Genomic DNA, 19,515 nt, shown 5'->3' with positions numbered 1-19,515 from the left:
TTGGCGTGACAACGTGGTTAAGCTATTGTTTCTAAACAATGAAAGAAAAGCGTCAGTTTAAGTGATTTTTCATGACAGCTTCATGTAAACGTATCACCCTTCACTTTTATGCAATAAAACAGCGTTTACATACAGAAAAATGTGATCAGGAGTCTAGATCTTTTGCAATTTGGCGGCTACATTGAGTTTGTTCATGAGGAACTGGATCCACAAAAGGCTCATTGATGAGCAATGTTGTTTTTTAAGTGAGGGATTATCATGAAGAAAATGAGAAAAGCGCAATTGCATCGCGTTCGCATTCAATACTGGAAAGAGTCGAACAAAAACGCGAGCAAACCATCATAACGCGCAACCCACCGTACTAAGCTGGCTTAACCGCCAGCTTTTGTGTTTTTAGGGCTTGGTATTAAGCCGCCCTATCGCGAAAAGGGGTCAATTGCCCCAGCTCATGCAGAATGCTTTGTGTTGGCTTGGAATATAAATGCTTGTCTGTGTAACCCACCAATTGTACCAGACGCACTTTGCTCGAAAGCAGAAGCTGACGCAACATTCGATTCACCATTTGCACCTCGAGCGCGGAATAACCTTCCAAACGCGTAGCAGGATAGAGACAGTTGAGGTCGATATTGACGATCACATCATCACAATGCCCGAGGTAGGTTGCCAATTGCTGTTTAACCTGAAAACGATGTAGAAACGAGCACTCATCAAGGGTCAGCCAATCACAGCCTAGGTCTTCTGCGTATTCCCACACTTGATCGTTTTGCAACTGCGCATCAATACCAAGACAAAACAGGCGGCATTCACCGTAGCGGCTAAGCGCAAAGTGAAACGCGCTGCCCTGCTGCAAATCAAGTGACGGCTTAAGTTCAAACTGGCGACCAATATGCACGATGCCAAGTTCGCGCTTCGAAGCGTGGATTAGCGGTAAGGTATGGAGCAATGTTTCACAGTGATTGGTTAGCACCACGGGCATCGCTTGCGAGCCTAGACAGTGACTTAATTTCAATTGATAGTCTTCGCTCGCCTGAGTACTGAGATTAAAGTGTCCGGCGTTAAACCAGTGCTGACCTTGACTATCGGTGACCCATTGAAACATCTCTTCAAGGCTTTGATTGGCCATTTCAAACTCGACTTGCGTCATAGGTTTGAGCTTTTCGCTCACACTCAACATCGCCAAACGATGGGACGTCAGCCCTATGGTTGCCAGTTTATTGTGACGACGAAATAGCCCAAACATATCCATTACCTCTCAGGGGGCAGAGCCCTAGCTGCTTGTAAAACATGTAACACGATCCGTTGTTGATTGAGTTGAACGCGATGAGCGGGTGCCATCACTGACATCGCCCCAATCAACTTTGAGCCTTTCATCACCGGAGCGCTGATACCCGATACCCCAACATCAATTTCCGAGGTACTGACCGCGTAGCCCTGGTTTCTGATCTGCTCTAACTCTTGTTGCCATTGCTCGATTCTTTGCTGCTCGCCAAAATGACACAAAATCTTTTCGCAACGCGCGACTGGCATATAAGCCAACATCACTTTCGATGAGGCGCCTCGCAGCAGGGGTTGACTCTGACCCTGGACGTAGCTGCAACGAAGCGCCTGCATACTCTCTTTCTGACTGACACATAAAGCGCGATAACCCACAGGTACCATGTATGCGGCCATCTCTCCGGTTTGCTTTTGCAGTCGATTGAGCACCGCATCGATGGCATCGAGATCATGCTGACAGGTGTCATAACTGCGCATTAACAACAATGCGGCCGGACCTATGATCAAGGTTTTGTCATTCGGACTTTCTTCAATCAGATTCCATTCTTTGAGCACTTTCAAATGTCGATAAAGACTGCTAATTGGGGTACCCAATTGTTCGCTCAACTGCTTGGCGGTGACAGGTTCATCATTCACCGCAACTTGCATCAAAAGTTGCAGAATCTTCTCGTTAACCTGTCCACTATTTTGCTTCATAACCTTTATGCCTATTTGTATCGCCCAGGTGGAGTCCCGATCAAACTATATTCTTATAATTCGAGAATATGTAATATCTTTCCTCATCAATTTCTCACCTGATGATAAAAAGAGAGATTAAAGGTAGAAAAAAGGGAGCCCGAAAGCTCCCTATGCCTATCCTTTTAATGACTCGCCGTTGGTTTGAATCACCGTTTGATACCAGTAGAAACTTTTCTTGCGTTGACGCGTCAGTGTGCCGCTTCCATCATCATCGCGGTCTACGTAGATATAACCATAACGCTTACTCATCTCTGCGGTTGAGTTAGCGACTAAATCAATCGGTCCCCAACTGGTAAAGCCCATCAGCTCAACACCATCCAAAATAGCTTCGTGGGCTTGCACTAAGTGATCGTTCAAGTAGGCAATCCGGTAATCATCGTTAATCTCGCCTCGCTCATTGACTTCATCGCGGGCACCTAAACCATTTTCAACAATGAACAGCGGCTTTTGATAACGGTCGTAGAGGAAATTAAGCAAAATGCGCAGCCCTTTCGGGTCAATCAACCAGCCCCATTGGCTCTTTTCTAGGTAGGGGTTAGGCACACTATCGACAATATTGCCAACCTCTTTATGTTGCTCATCGGCACTGGCGCAGCCGCTGGCGTAATAACTAAACGACACGAAATCCACACTGGCGGAAGCCAAGAGTTCTACATCGCCCGGTAGCATCTGCACTTCAATATCATTATCGCGGAAGTAACGCAGCATATAGCCAGGATAGCGACCGCGCGTTTGTACATCGCCAAAAAACAGCCATTTGTTGTTCTCGTGCACCGCCGCCAACACATCGTCTGGGTTGCAGGTAAATGGGTAGTTGATTGCCCCCAGCAACATATTACCGATCTTGCCATCTGGGATAATTTGATGACACAAGTTGACCGCCTTGGCACTGGCCAATAGCTGGTGATGGATCGCTTGGTAAATGTCTTGTTCTGTTGCGGCTTCAGGTAACCCGACTCCCGTAAACGGCGCATGGAGCGACATGTTGATTTCATTGAACGTCAGCCACAGTTTGACCTTATTTTTGTATCGTTCAAACACAGTGCGCGCATAGCGCTCAAATAAGGTGATTAGCTCTCGGCTGGCCCATCCGCCATAGTTTTCGACCAGCGCGTAGGGCATCTCATAATGCGAAAGCGTCACAAACGGCTGAATATCGTGTTGGGCCAGTTCATCAAATATCTTGTCGTAGTAGGCAAGGCCTGCTTCGTTGGGCTCTAGTTCGTCACCATTGGGGAAAATGCGCGTCCAAGCGATAGACAAGCGTAAACAGTTAAAGCCCATCTCATCAAACAGCGCGATGTCCTGTGGGTAGCGATGATAGAAATCGATCGCCACATCTTTGATACCCGGCCCACGCTCTTCTCGAGATTGATGTGGACTTAAAATCCCCTTTGGCAACATATCCGAGGTCGACAACCCTTTGCCATCGCCGTCAAAATGCCCCTCGACTTGGTTGGCCGCAATAGCACCACCCCACAGAAAATTACTTGGAAACGTCATTGTTTACTCCAGATTTAGCTCACGACTTACTCTATTGTAGCGACCGAAATTGGCACAAATAAGGTCGAGTTATTCGGCAAACATTTCCTAGTTTGTCGACCGCATTGGAAATTTTTCACGTTTTCGAGACATTCGTGACAACTTATTCGCCATTGAGGGATTATGCTTACGTTAGGCGAGTTACAAAAAGGTCATGATTATGAACTACAAACATATTCTGGTTGCAATCGAGCTCAGTGACGAAACGAAAGTTCTCATCGATAAGGCTAACTACTTGGCGAAACTGACCAGTGCAGAGATCTCTTTTATCCATATTGATGGGTCTCATGGCGAAATCTACCCAGAAGTGGCCGACATTCAAGCCAATCAACAGCAGCAACCTTTTGGCGAACATACCATTGAGCAAATTCGCGCTTTTGAAACCTATAGTGAGCATCCCATCAAACACATTTTAGTCGGTACCGGTGACCTAGCCGACAAGCTAAAAAGTACGATTGAAGACAATCAAGTCGATCTGCTGTTGTGTGGCCATCATCATGATTTCTGGAGCAAAATTGTCTCCTACTCCAAACACTTAGTGGATAAGTCCCCGGTCGATATCCTCGTCGTACCTATCTAAACGCCTTAATGCTTGCCGCAGTCTGCTATTGAGGCTGCGGCCAACCATCCACCGTAAATCGTTTCACTGCGGTTTATGGACTATTTGTTCCATAGTAATTGGAACTCTCGGCTATTTCTCTCCTCCTCAATGTCGAATAAGTTAGTGCCATTGAACTGAACAAACACGATATTTCCTGGTTAGAAGAGACTTTACCTAGTCAACCACCACTGCTTATTGTTGGCATTTAGGGCAAAGCTTCTTCACTCACCAGCTTAACTTTGACAGTGAGGAAACACATGACCCATCCAATTATTCAAGACTTAAGCCGTCGTTATACCGCAAAAAAATACGACCCAACACAGCGAGTGTCGAGCGAAGATTTACAAGTGATTACGCAAGCGCTGCACTTATCGGCCTCATCGATTAACTCACAACCTTGGAAGTTTATCGTGCTTGAAAGTGACGAAGCGAAACAACGCTTTCACGACACATTTGCCAATAAATTTCAGTTTAATCAGCCTCATGCGAAAGAGGCGTCACATACTATTCTGTTCGCCTACAATCCTCACTACCGCAAGGATGACTACAAAAAAGTGGTGGATGCAGAAGTGACCTCGGGTCACCTACCCGCAGAACGCTATAACGAAATGCTCGACGGAGCGTTTGGGTTTGCTGAACTCAATACCGATCAGACTGGCTACAATGGCACGTGGACCAAAGCCCAAACCTATATTGCTCTGGGGAATGTTTTGCACACTCTAGCGCGGTTAGGAATTGACTCGACGCCGATGGAAGGGGTTGATGCAGAGCTGATTGGCGAGCAGTTTCAACAAGAACTCAATGGCTACGTATGTGATTTTGCGCTCGCGATCGGTTATCACAAAGCGGGTGAAGACTACAACCACAGCCTGCCTAAGGCGCGACTGCATTTTGATGATGTCATCACTACGCTCTAAGAAAACAAGGCTTCCCCAAGGAAGCCTTTTTACAATGTAAATCTATAGCTGAGCAATAACGTACTAACGAAACCAGCACAGTTCACCTGCCGCACTCACAACGAAACATGGCCATATGCGGCGACAACCTGATTACGTCCCCGGTTTTTCGCTTGATAGAGTGCCTGGTCGGCATGATGAAATAGTGACTGACCATCAGTCAAGTCTGCGGCTTTTTGAGCGCAGCCAATAGAGATGGAGCAGCGAATTGTGGTTCCGTCGATGCAGATTGGCTGACCATATACAGCTTGACACAAAGCTTGAGCGATATGTTCGGCTTGAGCTAACGGAATATCTGGTAGCAAACAAGCGAACTCTTCTCCACCAATGCGATAGATATAATCCATGTTGAGCGCTTGACCAGAAAATATACTCGCCAAGTGTTTTAGTACTAAGTCGCCAAATTGGTGGCCGTGTTGGTCATTAATCGACTTAAAGTAGTCAATATCAACCACCAATAAGCTCAGTGCCGTGTGTTGTTGCGTTTTGACTAACTGATGCAAGTCTTGATCAAACTGGCGACGATTATTCAGCCCAGTTAAAGGATCCGTCACGGCTTGCGATTCCAGGGCCGCTTCACGGCGCTTTCTTTCTGTAATGTCCCACATGACTCCCGCGATCACTCCACGAGAACCTTCTATGTCGTAACCTTGGTTGGTTCGAATATCGACCCAACAGTACTCGCCACTGTCGTTACACACTTCAATATCTAAGCACAATCTGTCCAGTTTTCCGCTCAGGTAACCTCTCAAATGGCGGAAAAATACCTTTCTATGCTGTGGGTGAATCCGTCTCAGCCACTGAAGGCTGGTATAAGTACTGAGATAGCGAACGCTGTTACTCCGCCCCAAAATCTCTGGCGTACACCAACAAAAACCACGTCGAACGTCGACTTCCCAGGTACTAAAGTAGCTGCTCTGCTTGATGATCTCGAGCTGGCGTTGTTTCGCCCACAAGTTGTCTTTCACTATCGCACTAGAGATAAGATAGCTCGCGGTGCGTAGCAGGGTAATTTCACTGGCACTCCATTCTTGCTCACGCTCACAATCATCCAGCCCAAGCGTTCCCCACCATTGGTTGTCGACAACAATTGGAATCGTCAGCATCGAGCGGATACTCTGCTTTGCCAGATAGTCTTTAAGCCAAGACTCTTGCAATCGGTCAGTCAGTACCGCTTGATACTCACCTCGTTGCCGACTGAACACGAGTTCAGCGTATTCTGGATTAGCGAGAGAGGAACGAAAGTGATTAAAGTGCGGTAAACCGATTTGGACATACTGCTTACCTTTCGCCCACTCAAAAACGTAATCTTGCAATATTTCATCTTCCGATAGCGCCAATACTTGAAAGATCCATACTCGACTGACCCCCGTCACACCACCCAACTCTTGCAACAAGCTTTGAACACAGTGTAGTGAACCGCCCCCCGTCACGAGTTCTTGCGCACCGCGAAGGAGCGCCGTAAGCAAATCGCTCTCTAGTGCGGTTTCTCCTTGCGAATCCAGTTGATTAACATTGCCTAGTGTCATGGTCATCAAATCGTGCCCGAACGAATAAAAGTGAGTTGACGGTTAAATCTACTATGCACGATTACGTGGTTTGTTCAACGTTAGTGAGAGTCTTTGAGATCTTGGTTAACCTCAATAGAGACGCACTCTTTGACGGCGTTAACAATAAAGCATACGGATTGGCTTGATAACTCCTAATCATGACCTACATCAATTGATTAAGCAGCAAGTGTTGGTCATGCTAACTATATTAGTAAAATGTATTTTAATAATAAGGATCGCACATGACTTCAGCCAGCGCTCAAAGCCCAAAGCAAACGAAGTTATCCAGCTTTTTCGCTAATGTCGGGACCAAACTCAAGATTAATGTTCTGCTAACTCTTACCGCTTTCATCGTATTAGGGTATCAAGGCATTGCCGGGATGCAGACATCGGCCAACTACATTGAAGAGCTGTATAGCCAAGGGATGCAACACACGATACGCACCAGTAAAGTGATTGATGAACTCGGAAATGCAAGAAGCGCTTTGTTGCTGGCCTTTCAACATGACCCTTCATCCAATACCGCAGCGATGCACGATCACCCCGTTGAGTTCCATATTACCCAGATAGAGAACTCACTTGAGACACTACACCACATCATTGACAAAGAACTACTCCTATCAGACCTGGCCAGCGATGAAAAACAGGCTGTTAATGGCCTAGCCAGGGTTTTAGATGAGATCACAGACTTAGGCTTTGTACCCGCCATCGCCAAACTCAAAAGCGGTGAGTACCACACCGCAAACATTATCTTGTTACAACAGATTAACCCAAAATTTCAGCAGGCCTACCAGTATGCTGAGCAGTTCTTTGCCATGCAGGTGGAAGAAGGACGCGAAAGCTTTGAGCAGGCAGAAGCGAACAGCGAGCGTTTTATTTGGGTTGTGAGTACCATCACCTTCGTCTCCTTACTGATTATTGTTTCGATGTCGTTGTTTGTGATTAGACGAGTCAATCACGCGGTCACTGAGCTTGAAGACCGATCAGATAAAATCGCCGCAGGCGATCTGACGCAGCGTTTAGATGCATCTGGAGACGACGAGTTTTCGCACATTGCCGAGTCAGTCAATCGAATCGTCACCAGCTTCCAACACGTTGTGCAAACCAATCGTGATTCTATTGGTCAGCTAGCTCGCACGGCAGAAGAAAACTCAGCGGTCGCAATGCAAACCAAACAAAACATCATGACTCAACAATCGCAAACCGAGCAGGTGGCCACCGCGATTAACCAATTTACCGCTACTGTGCATGAAGTGGCGAAAAGCGCGTCTTCTGCCGCCGACGCGTCTGAGCAAGCCGATATCGCAGCAGCCAGTGGCCAACAAGTGGTTATGGACAGCGTCACCATGATTGAGCGCTTGTCGCAAGAGATGCAAGAATCGGTAGAGTCCATGCACCAACTGGCTAAGCACTCTGAAGAAATCGGCAGTGTCGTCGATGTCATCCAGGGTATTTCAGAGCAAACCAATTTGTTAGCCCTCAATGCGGCGATTGAAGCGGCGCGTGCAGGAGAGCAGGGGCGAGGTTTTGCAGTGGTCGCCGATGAAGTGCGTACGCTCGCCAGCCGAACTCAAGCATCAACCGAGGAAATTCTACAAACCATACAGCGCTTGCAGCAAGGCAGCCGCGACTCAACACAACGGCTCGAAGCCGGGGCCAACAATGCCCTCTCTACCGTAGACAAAGCGCGCGAGGCGGGTGATGCACTGACTCAAATCAAAGCCAGCGTCGATCAAATCACTGCGATGAACGCCCAAATCGCCACCGCAGCAGAAGAACAGACTCTAGTCACCGAAGAGATCAACGCCAACATCAGTAGTATTAGTGAGATTTCTAACCAGAACGCATCCGGTGCAGAACAAAGTAGCGCCGCTACACAAGAGTTAGCCGAACTCGCCGAAGTATTACGCAACGAAATTGAACACTATCGTGTCTGATGCCCTTTTAGACCCGCCGAATCAAAGGCGGGTCTATTGCTGTGCATTGCCAACAAAAATAAGTGCAATCCCACCCAGCACGAAGGCAGATGAAATTATCGCCATCAAAGACACCCACTCACCCAATCCTATCCCGCCAGCAATGAATGCAATCACTGGAACCGCAAGTTGTGCGACAGAGGCCTGTAATACGGTAATTTTTTTAACAACTTGATACCACACTATATAGCCAAAACCTGAAGCTAGAATGCCAGATAACATCCCCCAACCAATGCCAGGCCATGTTATTTCCTCGAACGAGAGCAAAAATGGGCTAGCAATAACGGCAAGCACGGAGGCGAGAATAAATCCATGTGTGATGGCTACAGAAGCGCTGGTTGATTGACGTCCAATTAATGTAAACGCGGCCCAACAGCCACCCGCCACCGCCATTAATAACGCAGCAGAAAGACTCGGCATTTGCGCAGAAGGCATCATTAATAGAGCGAATCCACTCAGCGCCAGCGTCACCCCCAGTATCTCTAACCCAGATAGGCTTTGGCCTGAGCGAACATGAAAGGCGACCAGACTAAGCTGCACCATACCAAACAGGATCAAAGCACCGCTGCCAGTCGTTAATGCGGTATAGGCAAATGAAAAACAAACCGCGTAACCGAATAGCGCAGCGCCAGACCACCAGCTTAACCTATCGCGAAATAGCGACGCTTTAAGCTTCCCTTCAACCAATAAACGGCTCGACAAAGTCACCGCTCCTGACACTAAACGAACTAAGGTAAACGAGCCAGGATCGATCGACCCATCGGCCAACGCATAACGGCAAAAAAACGAGTTAGCCGCAAAAGCGAACAAAGCGACGACTAATTGAAATGAGCGGCTCATCACCTTCCCTATTGAACAGTGAATCTTTGAGACAAAAGCGCCCACTATTAGTGGGCGCTCACTAATTATGCTGAAGCATTCCAGACATAAGGTTGAAACATCTTATCCAGCGGCGTTTTTGCTACTCGATTAACATAGTTGCTGATCACCTTTTGCGCTAAACCAAGAATCACTTCCAATATTTGCTGCTGACCATATCCTGCGGCAAAAAACGCCGCTACATCTTGCTCAGAAACGTCACCTCGCTTGCGCACCATACTCAAAGTAAAATCCTGCAATGCCTGCAGTTTTGGTGTCGGCATCGGCGAACGATTCCGTAACGCTTCTGTTAATTGTGGGTCCACTTTCATCGAGTTGGCAATAGCGGTGTGCGCGGGTACACAATAGTGACACTCATGCTCAACGTTGATAGTTTGCCAAACAACCGTCAGCTCTTCGGCATCCAATGATGAGTTTGCAAACTGCTGATGAAGTTGGTTATAGCCAATCAAGGTTTGTGGCGACGCCGCAAGTCGAGCCAGTAAACCTGGAATCGCGCCCATCTGTTTCTCAGCGCCCGCTAAGATATCTCGGCTCTCTTGAGGGGCGTTTTGTGCTGTGTATGCAATAAAGTCAGTCATAATCATTCCTGTTGCTCTGTCTTGTTTATCATCGAGGGTCGTCCTCTGTTGCAAACCACTATAGATTCATTTGAACGGTCGTTCAACAACAATATTGAACGATCGTTCAAATTAGTTGTTAATTTATTGTTTTTATTAATAAATAAAATTATTGATTCGCTTTTAAGCCAAGGCGGCCCTTTACCGGTCATCGATCTATACTTATAATTTGAACCATCGTTCAAAATTGAAGGTGTTATCGTGGCAAAGGCGGCTAAATTTGATCGTCACCAAGTGATAGAAAAGGCGACCAATCTTTATTGGAAGAAAGGGTTTCATGGCACATCTATGCGCAATTTGCAGGATGAGATAGACATGCGACCGGGCAGTATCTACGCCGCTTTTGGCAGCAAAGAAGCGTTGTTCAAACACGCGCTGGATAACTACACCGACAATGGCAAAACGCTATTGCAACAGTGTTTGAACCGTCACGATTCGGCAATTGAAGCGCTTAAACACTTTACACGCTTGATAGTCATTGAGTCTCGCACCCAAGCACCTAACGGTATGTGCATGTTAGCCAAAACGATCGCCGAACTCACTGAAGAGCAGCACGAACTACTCAACTACGCCAAACAGTGCTACCAAAGCATGGAACAGGCGTTTGCTAGCGTGCTTGAAATCGCTCAGCAACAAGGTGAAATCGAGGCAGACAAGGATGTGCATCAACTGGCGCGCCACCTGCAAATTCAAATTTCAGGGCTACGTACTTACGCCAAAGGCAGCAGCGGTGACCTGCCACTAGAACAAATGATCGATGAAGTGTTTACTCACTATCCGTTTTAATTCAGACCCAATACCATCAAGGGGCTAATTAGCCCCTTTGGATTCCTCAGACCTACCTCTGCCTTAAGCCCGTTTTAGTTAATGATCCGTACCGTAGATTAATGCCTGTTTAAGGGTTAGAAAACACCATTGGAGTTAGCGATATCGCCACCGCTAATTAGAGAGTAAACTCTCATCGAGAAATCAAGCGCTTGAATCGAATCCCAATGTTCTACGATCCTGCCCTCTTCGATACGCCATGTGTCTATGATATTCATCCCTTTTTGATCGTTGCCTCTGTGTTCTTTTTCTAACGTGGCATGAGAATGGAAAATCACATAATCACCATCTACGTAAATATGTTTCACGTCATAAGTATAATCGGGATACTCTGCGACAAATTCTTCTAAAAACCCCACTAAGCCAGCGACTTTGTCAGGTAGGTTTCGATTATGCTGTATGTAAGAGCTATCGTTGTAGCGTTGCATGATGTAGTCGAAATTGTGATTGTTCATCAAATGCTGAACAAAGTCAGTAACGAGTTCGGCGTTAGCTAACTCTTGCTCTGTCCAGTTTGATTTTTTGAGGGTGGGCAGATCAATCAATAATGGGTCGTTAGATTGCGCGTATACCATCGGGCTGATGGATAGGACAACAAGCAACATGAGTGATTTAAGCATAGAAATCTCCACGGGTTATAAGCACATTGGTATATATTGATAACCATGGTAATTAATAGTAACCTACAATACAAGAAGGCACCAAAAGCTTCCCTAGGCACATTTTGGTAACCGCTATGGAAATAATTCATTGAAAAGGTGTAGAAAAGTGGTAGAAAAATCGAAATCAGAAAAACGAATTTTTCGTAACAATATGGATTGCCCCGTACGCAATGTTGTCGCACAGATAGGTGACAAATGGTCGCTGCTTATTCTCTTTGCTTTAGTCGATGGACCAGAGCGATTTAACGCCTTGAAGTCAAGAATAGAAGGGATTTCGCAACGTATGTTAACTCAAACTCTACGTGATCTAGAACGAGAAGGTTATGTTGATAGGACTGTGTATCCTGAAGTGCCAGTACGAGTTGACTATGCGCTCACTGCGTTAGGGGGAGAGCTGGTTAAGCCATTGTACGAGTTAGTTCGTTGGGCAGATGACCACCAAGACGAGATTCAACAAGCTCGAAAAGCCTATGATGAAAAAAGCTAGTTCGGCTCTCTGCGAGTGAATCTATCGTTTTAGGTCAGCGTGAATACATTGTTGTAGCGCCTAACGATGAGACGCCATTGCTTTTGGTGTGATAAACGGTCTCTCGTCAAATCAAATGAATCATCATTAACAGCCCTGACATGTCACTACCCTATATATCAGGCACTTAGCACAAATTGCTTATACTAAAGTACATCTATCCTAGCCTAAGGAAACTGGTCTATTATTATCAAACAATTACAATAATAACCGTCATTGGCTTGTACTGTTTCAGAGGTTCGGAGAAAAATGGATGAAAGACAATGGCCCTATCACTCAGAAAGAAGTGGGTTTTGATAATCGAAATGACTTGGTTTCGGTCACTGATACTCAAGGAAAAATAAAATTTGTTAACGATGATTTTGTCTCCATCAGCGGCTTCTCGCGAGAAGAGCTGATAGGGAAAGATCATAATCTTGTCAGGCATCCAGACATGCCGCCCGCGGCTTTTAAAAGTCTGTGGAACACAGTCAAAACGGGGAAGGTTTGGCGGGGTATTATAAAAAATCGTTGTAAGAATGGGGACCATTACTGGGTAGATGCTTTTGTTTCCCCAATTATGAAAAACGGAAAGTTAGTAGCCATACAGTCGGTTCGCTCGGAGCCTACCAAACAGCAAGTTGCAGAAGCCGAAGCGTTATACAAAAAAATGCGCAGCGATACCACTCTTGAGCTACCTGGGCCAACATTGATAGAGCGAATTACATTCAATCAGTTTTTCTCCTTCACTCATCTATTTTTGCTGGGATTGAGTGCTTTTATAGCTGGTAAATCTCTTTTATCGGACGACCTTATCCATGTTGGGCTTGCCTTAGCTGTCAGTGTAATGACGGGCCTAAATTGGTTCATCTTACGACATCGGGTCTTAAAGCCGGTTAAGCAAACCGAAGAGCTGATTAAAAAGATGTCTGAAGGCGATCTTTCTTCGCAAATTAACCTCACAGGCCTAGATGAGATAGGTTATCTCATTCAAGCAGTCAAAATGCTTCAAGCGCGCTACAAAGCGATTCTCGGCCAAGTCGTAGGGGCGTCACAGCAAGTCGTCGAAGACTCAGACAAAGTCTCATCGGATAGCTACAACATGCAGCAGATGATGATCTCTCAATCCTCTCATACTTCTCAAATAGCTAGCGCAATGACGCAAATGGCGGCAACCGTACAACAAGTCACTGAGAACACAGTTCAAACTTCGCACACTGCACTAGAAACTCAGAAGAATGTTCAAGCTGGAGACCAGCTTATCGAACAGGGTTTAGAGAAGCTTTCTAATTTCTTGGTCGAACTCGACACGACCATTGCGCAAATCACACAAGTCTCAGAACAGAGCAAAGACATAGGACAAGTGACCAAGACAATCAGCGAAATTGCAGAGCAAACTAATTTGCTGGCACTGAACGCTGCTATTGAGGCCGCGCGTGCTGGTGAACAAGGCCGTGGTTTCGCCGTCGTCGCCGATGAGGTTAGAAGTTTGGCGCAGCGGACCCAAACAGCGACTGAAAACATTAATTCTATGCTGGAGAGCTTACAGCAAGGTGTTCAAAGTTCGTCAACGAGAATTTCCGAAAACAACCTTCTCGCTCAGGACGCATATGAAGGTGTTTCTAATGCGAGAAAAACCTTCTCAGAAATTATTGCTCAAGTCAGTCATGTCAACGATATGAGCACTCAAATAGCGGCTGCATCTGAAGAGCAATCGACAGTAGTACAAGATATGAATAAATCGGTCGAGATAATCAACGAAAAAAGTGGTTCCACCGAAGAAAGTGCGCTTCACCTCCAGAGTAAAGCCAAAACGTTGAGTCAACAGGCGTTAGACTTAAGAGAACTGTTAGCTGACTTTAGGCTCAGTAGCGTAAAAAGGATTGATTTTACGAATATTAAGAATGCCCACTTGGCTTGGAAAACTAAAGTCAGATCCTACTTAAATGGCGATCATCAAGCGCTAGATAAAAACGTGGCTTGTGACCATCACTTGTGTGCATTGGGGAAATGGTACTATGGAGAAGGGAAAAACCTTTATGGTACTGAATCCACGTTTGTTGCATTAGAACAACCCCATGCGAAGTTACATAGTGTTATAAAGCATGTTCTCGAATTGATAGACCAAGGGCAGCATGAAGAGGCCAATAAAGCATTTGAACAAATAGAACCAATATCGAAAGATGTTGTGCGAAAAATCTCCGATCTGGAGCGAACCATTAATCAGAAAGTGGTGCAATAAAGCTGGATCGAAAAATGAGTCAAAGACGATGACTTGTTCTTACGTATCAGATGTTCCATTCTAACCTATAACACCCGCGGCAAGCGCCGCGGGTGTTATACGAGTAAAGACAGGAGCCCGTTAAATCTCTTGCTCTAAATCTTCTTCTTCAAACATCGACGAGAACTTAATCTCAAACTGATTAAACTTAAAAAAGCTCGCGCCATGAGCGCGCTTGGTGATGACTTTTTCATCACCGAACTGCACCGTTACATGCGTGAAAACCTTGCCTTTGACTTCAACGATCGCCTCTTCGAGAGCAATTTCCAGTTCATGCTCATGGTTATCACGCGCAGCTTTAACTTTTTCGAGGTGTGCATTTGCGGCTTGTTTGTCTTGTTCAAGCTTTTGCTCTTGTTCCGGCGTTCTCTCAGACTTAGGCGTTTTTTTGAACTCCAGCTCTTTTCGCACCATCGCCATGGTTCCTTCCTGAGCCTGCGTATATTGCTCTTTAAGCTTAGCCTGCTTGTCCTTGAACATTTGATAGCGGGCAAAAGCATGCACGTAGGTGGCCGTATCCCCTTCGACACCTAAGTTAACACAAGTGATTTTTCCGCCGACTTTCGCGTGGCCGCCACTCAGGGTACCTTGTTTTTCAGATGCGTCACAAACGACTAAGTCGTGGCCACATCGCAACTCGTTACTCATACAATGAACACTGAGATTGATATCATTTGCGGCCTGTAATTCAGAAAATTGGGCGTAGTTTGCGGTAATTGAGCCACCAGATTTCACGATACAGCTCTTCTTTTCGTTCTCAGATACGTTGTGGCCAATAATCCCTTTTGCCACTTCAATATCACCTTGAACTTGAACATCCGCCGATTCAATGAACCCGCCGACCGTCAAAGAGCCCGTCGCTCTAACCATCATATCGGACTCAATATCACCCAGAACGACCACATTACCTTTAAACTTGACATGCCCCGTGGCGACCCCAATCGTTGGCAGACATAAAGCGTCTTCAACTTCGACACTGCGCTCTTTTAAAATAGGCATACCGGAGACTTCTGCAATCAGAAGGTTAGGGTTATCAGGAGAAATCTTGGTGCCTTTACCCACTTTTAACTCTGCATCGCTACCAGGTTTGGGCGCAATGGGTTTCCCTTGCACCGTCAATCCTGGCGTGCCTTGAGTGGCAGGAACGCGCTTCATTACCGGCTGGTTAGCCCCAACGTTAATGGTTTCGCCCAAATTGAGCATATCGACTTTGCCCCCGGGCGAGGACTCTTTCGGAGCAAGAATTTGTTTAGTCGGATCTTCAACCAGTGGCACAAATTTAGCGTCAACGCCTTGGATGGGCTCTTTCCCTTTCGCGACAGGTTGGCTGAAGGTTTCGCCTGGCTTAAGCTGATGACTCATGACTAACACTTTTTTTAGTGCCAGCTTATTGATGCCTTTTGTCACGTGCGCATCGGCAAGCGCTTGTACAATCTGCGGTCCTCTTAAAGGTTTACCTCGATAAGGCCCAGTGACGGTGATACTCGCTAACATGTCTTGCTCTGAGAGTTCCACTTTAATCGCGGCATCTCTCACTTCGGCGATAGCAACCCCAACGTACGCTTCGCTTTTCATCTCTTTGGCATAGTTGATAAACTTGGTGACCTCCTCTTCCATTAAGTAGAGGTCACTTGCGTCCAGCGCCGCGAGCGCTTCGTTAAGCCCGCGCGTATCGAAATTTGAATCAACGGTGATGTCTGGCGAGAGCTTAGCTAGCACCTGAGTGTTATCGTCAGAAAACGCGACAAATTTATCCCACATGTCATTCTGTCCTTAATACTTCCTAACTTCAGTGTATAGAAAATATTCTTGGGACTGTATCAAAACTGTGACATTTTAAGGCGTACATCACTAGATGTTTTTTACACTGTAAATGACGCTAGCTCGAACTAGGAAAATGGTGCGAAGCCGATAACGAATAAACAGCGGTGACACAGCGTCCCTGTTTTGAATATTCCAATGAATCACACAATTCTGTAGCAAGAACGATGCCGCGCCCGTGAGTTAAGACCTTATCCGTACGCGCCTCTTTAGCCTTATAATCAAATCCTTCACCATTATGCTCGAGTTCCATTACCAAGCGGGCTTGAATCGGATCATACTGAATAAATAGGTTGACCCACGCACTGTCATCAAGCTGCTTGAGCTTTTCCTCTCGCAACTGATAAAAGAGAAAGAAACCATCCGGCTCTTCTTTAATCGACGAGTCGAGTTTGAGTAAGCCATGGTCAATCGCGTTAGCAAACAGCTCAGACAACACTGAGCAGACCAAGTCGAGATGTACCCCGCCATTCAGTATTCCGGTAAGAAACTTGCGAACTTCCGTCATCACGGTTACACCGCGCAAAGTCGAACCGCTGAGGTGTAACTTAGATTCGATTGGGATATGGTTTAGAATAAAAGCATTCGGTGGTGGATCTTGTAGATTGGCATTTGAAATCGGAAATGTCATCGCCAGAATCGACAAGTCATCACCGACCGATTTGTGCGCAAACTGGCGCACAGAGTCATACAAGGTTGGAATAATCGCTCGATTTCGCTTAAATACAGACTCAAGGCGTTGCTGACCGTATTGTTCCCCGTGCTCATTAGTGGCTTCAATAACGCCATCGGTATAACAAATAATCTGCTGCTCGGGCTCAAGGCGAAAGTTGACAATATCTGCTTCGAATTCATGCGGCTTGAGTACTCCAAGCGGCATATGGGTCGAAACCAAACGGCGCACTATCTCTCCTTTCCGGTCAATCAAATAGCCATCGGGCAATCCCCCACCCCACCAAGACACTTCAAAACCATTAGCTCTAACCTCAAAAATACTTGCCGCTAACATCATGCCCATCGGCAAAAATCGGACTAAAACATCGTTGATTTCCCGCGCGATCTCTCCCAAAGATAACCCTTTCGCCGCCATAGAGAAGAACGCGCGAGTCGCAGGAATCGCAGAAATCGCCGCGGGTAAACCGTGACCAGTGGCATCCGCAATCATCACATAAACCCCACCATGAGGGCGGTTTGCCACCACAATTAAATCACCATTAAACACGGTTGAAGGAGTAGACAAGTAATTAATGCCGTAAATATTCTGGACTTGGCTACTCATCTCGAGCATCAAATTAGAGAAGATAGATTCCGCTATCGCGTACTCATAACGCACCTGCTCGTGGAACTGACTGAGTTCATCTCGTTGCTCCATTACCTGATTGTGCATACGAACAATCCGGTAGTGCGCTTGCACTTTAGAGGTAATGACGCTGCGCTCTATCGGTTTGAGAATAAAGTCATCACCATAATTTAAACAGCGCTCAAACGAAGCATGATCGTCAAGCACTGTGAGGAAGATAATAGGTATGTGATGATCAGGAAAAGCGTGCCGAATCTCTTGCGCCGTGGTGAACCCGTCTTTAATCGGCATCATCACATCAAGTAAAATAACGTCCGGCAACAGATCCATTTTAGCCATTGCCTCGACCACCCCTTGACCATTCTCAAACGTGGTCACCTTTTCAGCCAAATGGCTGAGCATAAAACGACATAGCTCTCTGTTCGTTGCATGGTCGTCTACGATCATTACATGCATACGCTCTCCTTAGCCACCTACTCGATATCGAACTTTTTGTCGAATCGAGAGATAGTCAGTATTTTTCTCACTTGTGGTAAGGTATTGGTAATGCGAATCGTCCCATCTTGCTGGCCCAGGTAGTTATGCATATTCAGTAGCATTCCTAACCCGGCACTATCGATATAGTCCACCTTGCGTAAATCAATAGTAAAACGAAACTCCTGTCGGTCACTGTAGGTGCGCCGGAACTCTTGCACCAAGTTGAAACCAAAGGCTCCTTCGATCAATATCGTTATATGTTTTGCCGCAGAATCAATTTGTGCTTCTACTGTCATTGTTTATTCCTCACCATCTGTCGTTGTTTATCGCCTCGCGATTTTATTGGTTAAAACAGCTCAACCTCCCCCTCATCAATGCTGTGTTGGGAAGCTGCTGGCGCATCTCGACCAGAGATCTGCTGTTTGAGCCCAACCACGTGTTCAGCAAACTCATCCACGGTCAAACTGCCGCTATTTAAGCGCTGACAGAGTTCAGAGAGAGTCTGCAAGTAGCCGACCGTTTGCTTAGCATAATCGCCTTGCTGAGTAATGATGTCGGCAAACTGCAGAGCACGGATACCATTGTCGACTTGCACACGTAGCTGTTCTCCGCTCGAACTGATTTTATGCACCTCGTGTTCGACTGAATCGTTGATCTGTTGTACTCCTCGCAGCATTTCGTCAACCTTATCTTTAGATTCAATCGCTTCTGTCATATCAATCGAAGCCATCTCACCTACGGTTTTATTGGCCTCTTGAACCGTTTTTTGTGCAACATTGATTTCCGCCTCAATCAGTCCATTTAACTCTTCTGCTTTCACAGAAAGATTACGCACCTCTTGGGCCACAACAGCAAAACCTCGTCCAGCGTCGCCTGCACGAGCCGCTTCAATTGCCGCATTCAAAGCCAGCAAGTTGGTTTGCTCTGATAAGCCTCGAACCTGGTCAAGCAGCTTAAATACCGCATCCAATTTGTCCGACATATCGTGAATGCTGTGCACCGCCGAAATGCTCTTCTCCGAAACATTCACCAAGGTATCGACAAACTGACGAATAATCGCTTCGGTTTTAGGTAGCACGCTGCTGATATCACTGTCACTGTTTCGATTGCCGAGCAAGTTTTCGACCAACTGAGAGGTAATCTGATTCTGCTCTTCAGCTAACTGCTGCAGACCAAAGTAGCTCTCGTTGAGCGTTTCTACCGACTCATCCACGATACTGCGCTGATGATCAAGCGGCTCAGTGAGCTGGTGAGAAATCAAATCAAGGGCAGGACTGATATCAAAGCGTGGTTGGTCTGAGTATTTATCTCGGCCTTCAGGGGTAGACTCGACTGAATTGGGCTGCTGCTTGGGCACAACAAACCAGGGAATCGCGGCCACTATGACCATAATCACGACATGAGCCATCGAAGAGGACATACTCAATGCCACTAGAAGCAAAATCACCTGTAAACTGATCGCCGCTAGGTAGCGTGTTTTTATGTTTAGCTTGTCTGTTTGCATGCT

Annotated in this window: 17 protein-coding genes; 6 read left to right on the top strand and 11 right to left on the bottom strand. The window is 46.3% G+C overall.

Going from position 1 to position 19,515, the window contains the following annotated elements:
* Positions 1 to 406: 406 nt before the first annotated feature.
* From FCU94_RS17310 to FCU94_RS17300, 3 genes are all read right to left on the bottom strand, one after another.
* Positions 407 to 1,240: an arginase family protein gene (locus tag FCU94_RS17310; RefSeq protein WP_176289718.1), complete on the bottom strand. Its 834-nt coding sequence runs from the start codon at positions 1,238 to 1,240 to the stop codon at positions 407 to 409.
* A 5-nt stretch (positions 1,241 to 1,245) separates the two neighbouring features.
* Positions 1,246 to 1,971 carry an IclR family transcriptional regulator gene (locus FCU94_RS17305; RefSeq protein ID WP_217906489.1) on the bottom strand — a complete coding sequence of 242 codons (726 nt, stop codon included), beginning with the start codon at positions 1,969 to 1,971 and terminating at the stop codon, positions 1,246 to 1,248.
* Between the two features lie 156 nt (positions 1,972 to 2,127).
* Positions 2,128 to 3,516, bottom strand: coding sequence for a glycoside hydrolase family 1 protein (locus FCU94_RS17300; RefSeq protein WP_176289717.1), 1,389 nt, complete (start codon positions 3,514 to 3,516; stop codon positions 2,128 to 2,130).
* A 199-nt stretch (positions 3,517 to 3,715) separates the two neighbouring features.
* Here FCU94_RS17300 and FCU94_RS17295 point away from each other — a divergent pair, with 199 nt between their 5' ends.
* Together FCU94_RS17295 and FCU94_RS17290 are read left to right on the top strand one after the other, a co-directional pair.
* Entirely contained in the window at positions 3,716 to 4,135 is a 420-nt protein-coding gene (locus FCU94_RS17295; protein WP_176289716.1) for a universal stress protein, read from the top strand.
* A gap of 278 nt (positions 4,136 to 4,413) precedes the next feature.
* Positions 4,414 to 5,073: an NAD(P)H-dependent oxidoreductase gene (locus FCU94_RS17290; protein ID WP_176289715.1), complete on the top strand. Its 660-nt coding sequence runs from the start codon at positions 4,414 to 4,416 to the stop codon at positions 5,071 to 5,073.
* Positions 5,074 to 5,168: 95 nt separating this feature from the next.
* Here FCU94_RS17290 and FCU94_RS17285 read toward each other — a convergent pair whose 3' ends face one another.
* A complete protein-coding gene (locus FCU94_RS17285) occupies positions 5,169 to 6,647 on the bottom strand; it encodes a sensor domain-containing diguanylate cyclase (RefSeq protein ID WP_176289714.1) in 1,479 nt (492 codons plus the stop codon).
* A gap of 257 nt (positions 6,648 to 6,904) precedes the next feature.
* Between FCU94_RS17285 and FCU94_RS17280 the strand changes: the two genes are divergently transcribed.
* Positions 6,905 to 8,599, top strand: coding sequence for a methyl-accepting chemotaxis protein (locus FCU94_RS17280; protein ID WP_255199295.1), 1,695 nt, complete (start codon positions 6,905 to 6,907; stop codon positions 8,597 to 8,599).
* Between the two features lie 33 nt (positions 8,600 to 8,632).
* Here FCU94_RS17280 and FCU94_RS17275 read toward each other — a convergent pair whose 3' ends face one another.
* Complete coding sequence (locus FCU94_RS17275) at positions 8,633 to 9,478, bottom strand: DMT family transporter (protein ID WP_176289713.1); 846 nt, start codon at positions 9,476 to 9,478, stop codon at positions 8,633 to 8,635.
* A 65-nt stretch (positions 9,479 to 9,543) separates the two neighbouring features.
* Positions 9,544 to 10,098, bottom strand: coding sequence for a carboxymuconolactone decarboxylase family protein (locus tag FCU94_RS17270; RefSeq protein ID WP_176289712.1), 555 nt, complete (start codon positions 10,096 to 10,098; stop codon positions 9,544 to 9,546).
* A 240-nt stretch (positions 10,099 to 10,338) separates the two neighbouring features.
* On the opposite strand from FCU94_RS17270, the gene FCU94_RS17265 reads away from it, so the two are divergent.
* On the top strand, positions 10,339 to 10,923 hold the full coding sequence (locus FCU94_RS17265) for a TetR/AcrR family transcriptional regulator (protein WP_176289711.1): 585 nt from the start codon (positions 10,339 to 10,341) through the stop codon (positions 10,921 to 10,923).
* A gap of 116 nt (positions 10,924 to 11,039) precedes the next feature.
* Here FCU94_RS17265 and FCU94_RS17260 read toward each other — a convergent pair whose 3' ends face one another.
* Positions 11,040 to 11,582 (bottom strand): nuclear transport factor 2 family protein, encoded by a 543-nt coding sequence (locus FCU94_RS17260; protein WP_176289710.1) that lies wholly within the window; start codon positions 11,580 to 11,582, stop codon positions 11,040 to 11,042.
* 193 nt (positions 11,583 to 11,775) lie between these two features.
* Between FCU94_RS17260 and FCU94_RS17255 the strand changes: the two genes are divergently transcribed.
* Positions 11,776 to 12,111 carry a winged helix-turn-helix transcriptional regulator gene (locus FCU94_RS17255; RefSeq protein ID WP_217906505.1) on the top strand — a complete coding sequence of 112 codons (336 nt, stop codon included), beginning with the start codon at positions 11,776 to 11,778 and terminating at the stop codon, positions 12,109 to 12,111.
* 325 nt (positions 12,112 to 12,436) lie between these two features.
* A complete protein-coding gene (locus tag FCU94_RS17250) occupies positions 12,437 to 14,371 on the top strand; it encodes a methyl-accepting chemotaxis protein (protein ID WP_369597268.1) in 1,935 nt (644 codons plus the stop codon).
* A 120-nt stretch (positions 14,372 to 14,491) separates the two neighbouring features.
* Here the strand turns inward: FCU94_RS17250 and FCU94_RS17245 are convergent, their stop codons facing one another.
* From FCU94_RS17245 to FCU94_RS17230, 4 genes are all read right to left on the bottom strand, one after another.
* Positions 14,492 to 16,171, bottom strand: a complete 1,680-nt coding sequence (locus FCU94_RS17245) for a DUF342 domain-containing protein (protein WP_176289707.1) — start codon at positions 16,169 to 16,171, stop codon at positions 14,492 to 14,494.
* A gap of 118 nt (positions 16,172 to 16,289) precedes the next feature.
* Positions 16,290 to 17,987, bottom strand: a complete 1,698-nt coding sequence (locus FCU94_RS17240; RefSeq protein WP_176289706.1) for a fused response regulator/phosphatase — start codon at positions 17,985 to 17,987, stop codon at positions 16,290 to 16,292.
* Positions 17,988 to 18,004: 17 nt separating this feature from the next.
* Positions 18,005 to 18,304 (bottom strand): STAS domain-containing protein, encoded by a 300-nt coding sequence (locus FCU94_RS17235; protein WP_176289705.1) that lies wholly within the window; start codon positions 18,302 to 18,304, stop codon positions 18,005 to 18,007.
* A 50-nt stretch (positions 18,305 to 18,354) separates the two neighbouring features.
* Positions 18,355 to 19,512 carry a methyl-accepting chemotaxis protein gene (locus tag FCU94_RS17230; RefSeq protein WP_176289704.1) on the bottom strand — a complete coding sequence of 386 codons (1,158 nt, stop codon included), beginning with the start codon at positions 19,510 to 19,512 and terminating at the stop codon, positions 18,355 to 18,357.
* Positions 19,513 to 19,515 lie beyond the last annotated feature (3 nt).

Source organism: Vibrio sp. JPW-9-11-11 (assembly GCF_013369335.1).
Classification (GTDB): Bacteria; Pseudomonadota; Gammaproteobacteria; order Enterobacterales; family Vibrionaceae; genus Vibrio.
The sequence above is the reverse complement of the archived record's forward strand: the minus strand, read 5'-3'. Positions and strand labels throughout refer to the sequence as shown.

Coding starts and splice junctions, on each gene's coding strand:
- FCU94_RS17310 (WP_176289718.1), bottom strand. CDS start 1,240: ATGTTTGGGCTATTTCGTCGTCACAATAAACTGGCAACCATAGGGCTG.
- FCU94_RS17305 (WP_217906489.1), bottom strand. CDS start 1,971: ATGAAGCAAAATAGTGGACAGGTTAACGAGAAGATTCTGCAACTTTTG.
- FCU94_RS17245 (WP_176289707.1), bottom strand. CDS start 16,171: ATGTGGGATAAATTTGTCGCGTTTTCTGACGATAACACTCAGGTGCTA.
- FCU94_RS17235 (WP_176289705.1), bottom strand. CDS start 18,304: ATGACAGTAGAAGCACAAATTGATTCTGCGGCAAAACATATAACGATA.
- FCU94_RS17285 (WP_176289714.1), bottom strand. CDS start 6,647: ATGACCATGACACTAGGCAATGTTAATCAACTGGATTCGCAAGGAGAA.
- FCU94_RS17255 (WP_217906505.1), top strand. CDS start 11,776: ATGGATTGCCCCGTACGCAATGTTGTCGCACAGATAGGTGACAAATGG.
- FCU94_RS17275 (WP_176289713.1), bottom strand. CDS start 9,478: ATGAGCCGCTCATTTCAATTAGTCGTCGCTTTGTTCGCTTTTGCGGCT.
- FCU94_RS17260 (WP_176289710.1), bottom strand. CDS start 11,582: ATGCTTAAATCACTCATGTTGCTTGTTGTCCTATCCATCAGCCCGATG.
- FCU94_RS17295 (WP_176289716.1), top strand. CDS start 3,716: ATGAACTACAAACATATTCTGGTTGCAATCGAGCTCAGTGACGAAACG.
- FCU94_RS17300 (WP_176289717.1), bottom strand. CDS start 3,516: ATGACGTTTCCAAGTAATTTTCTGTGGGGTGGTGCTATTGCGGCCAAC.
- FCU94_RS17290 (WP_176289715.1), top strand. CDS start 4,414: ATGACCCATCCAATTATTCAAGACTTAAGCCGTCGTTATACCGCAAAA.
- FCU94_RS17280 (WP_255199295.1), top strand. CDS start 6,905: ATGACTTCAGCCAGCGCTCAAAGCCCAAAGCAAACGAAGTTATCCAGC.
- FCU94_RS17230 (WP_176289704.1), bottom strand. CDS start 19,512: ATGCAAACAGACAAGCTAAACATAAAAACACGCTACCTAGCGGCGATC.
- FCU94_RS17270 (WP_176289712.1), bottom strand. CDS start 10,098: ATGACTGACTTTATTGCATACACAGCACAAAACGCCCCTCAAGAGAGC.
- FCU94_RS17240 (WP_176289706.1), bottom strand. CDS start 17,987: ATGCATGTAATGATCGTAGACGACCATGCAACGAACAGAGAGCTATGT.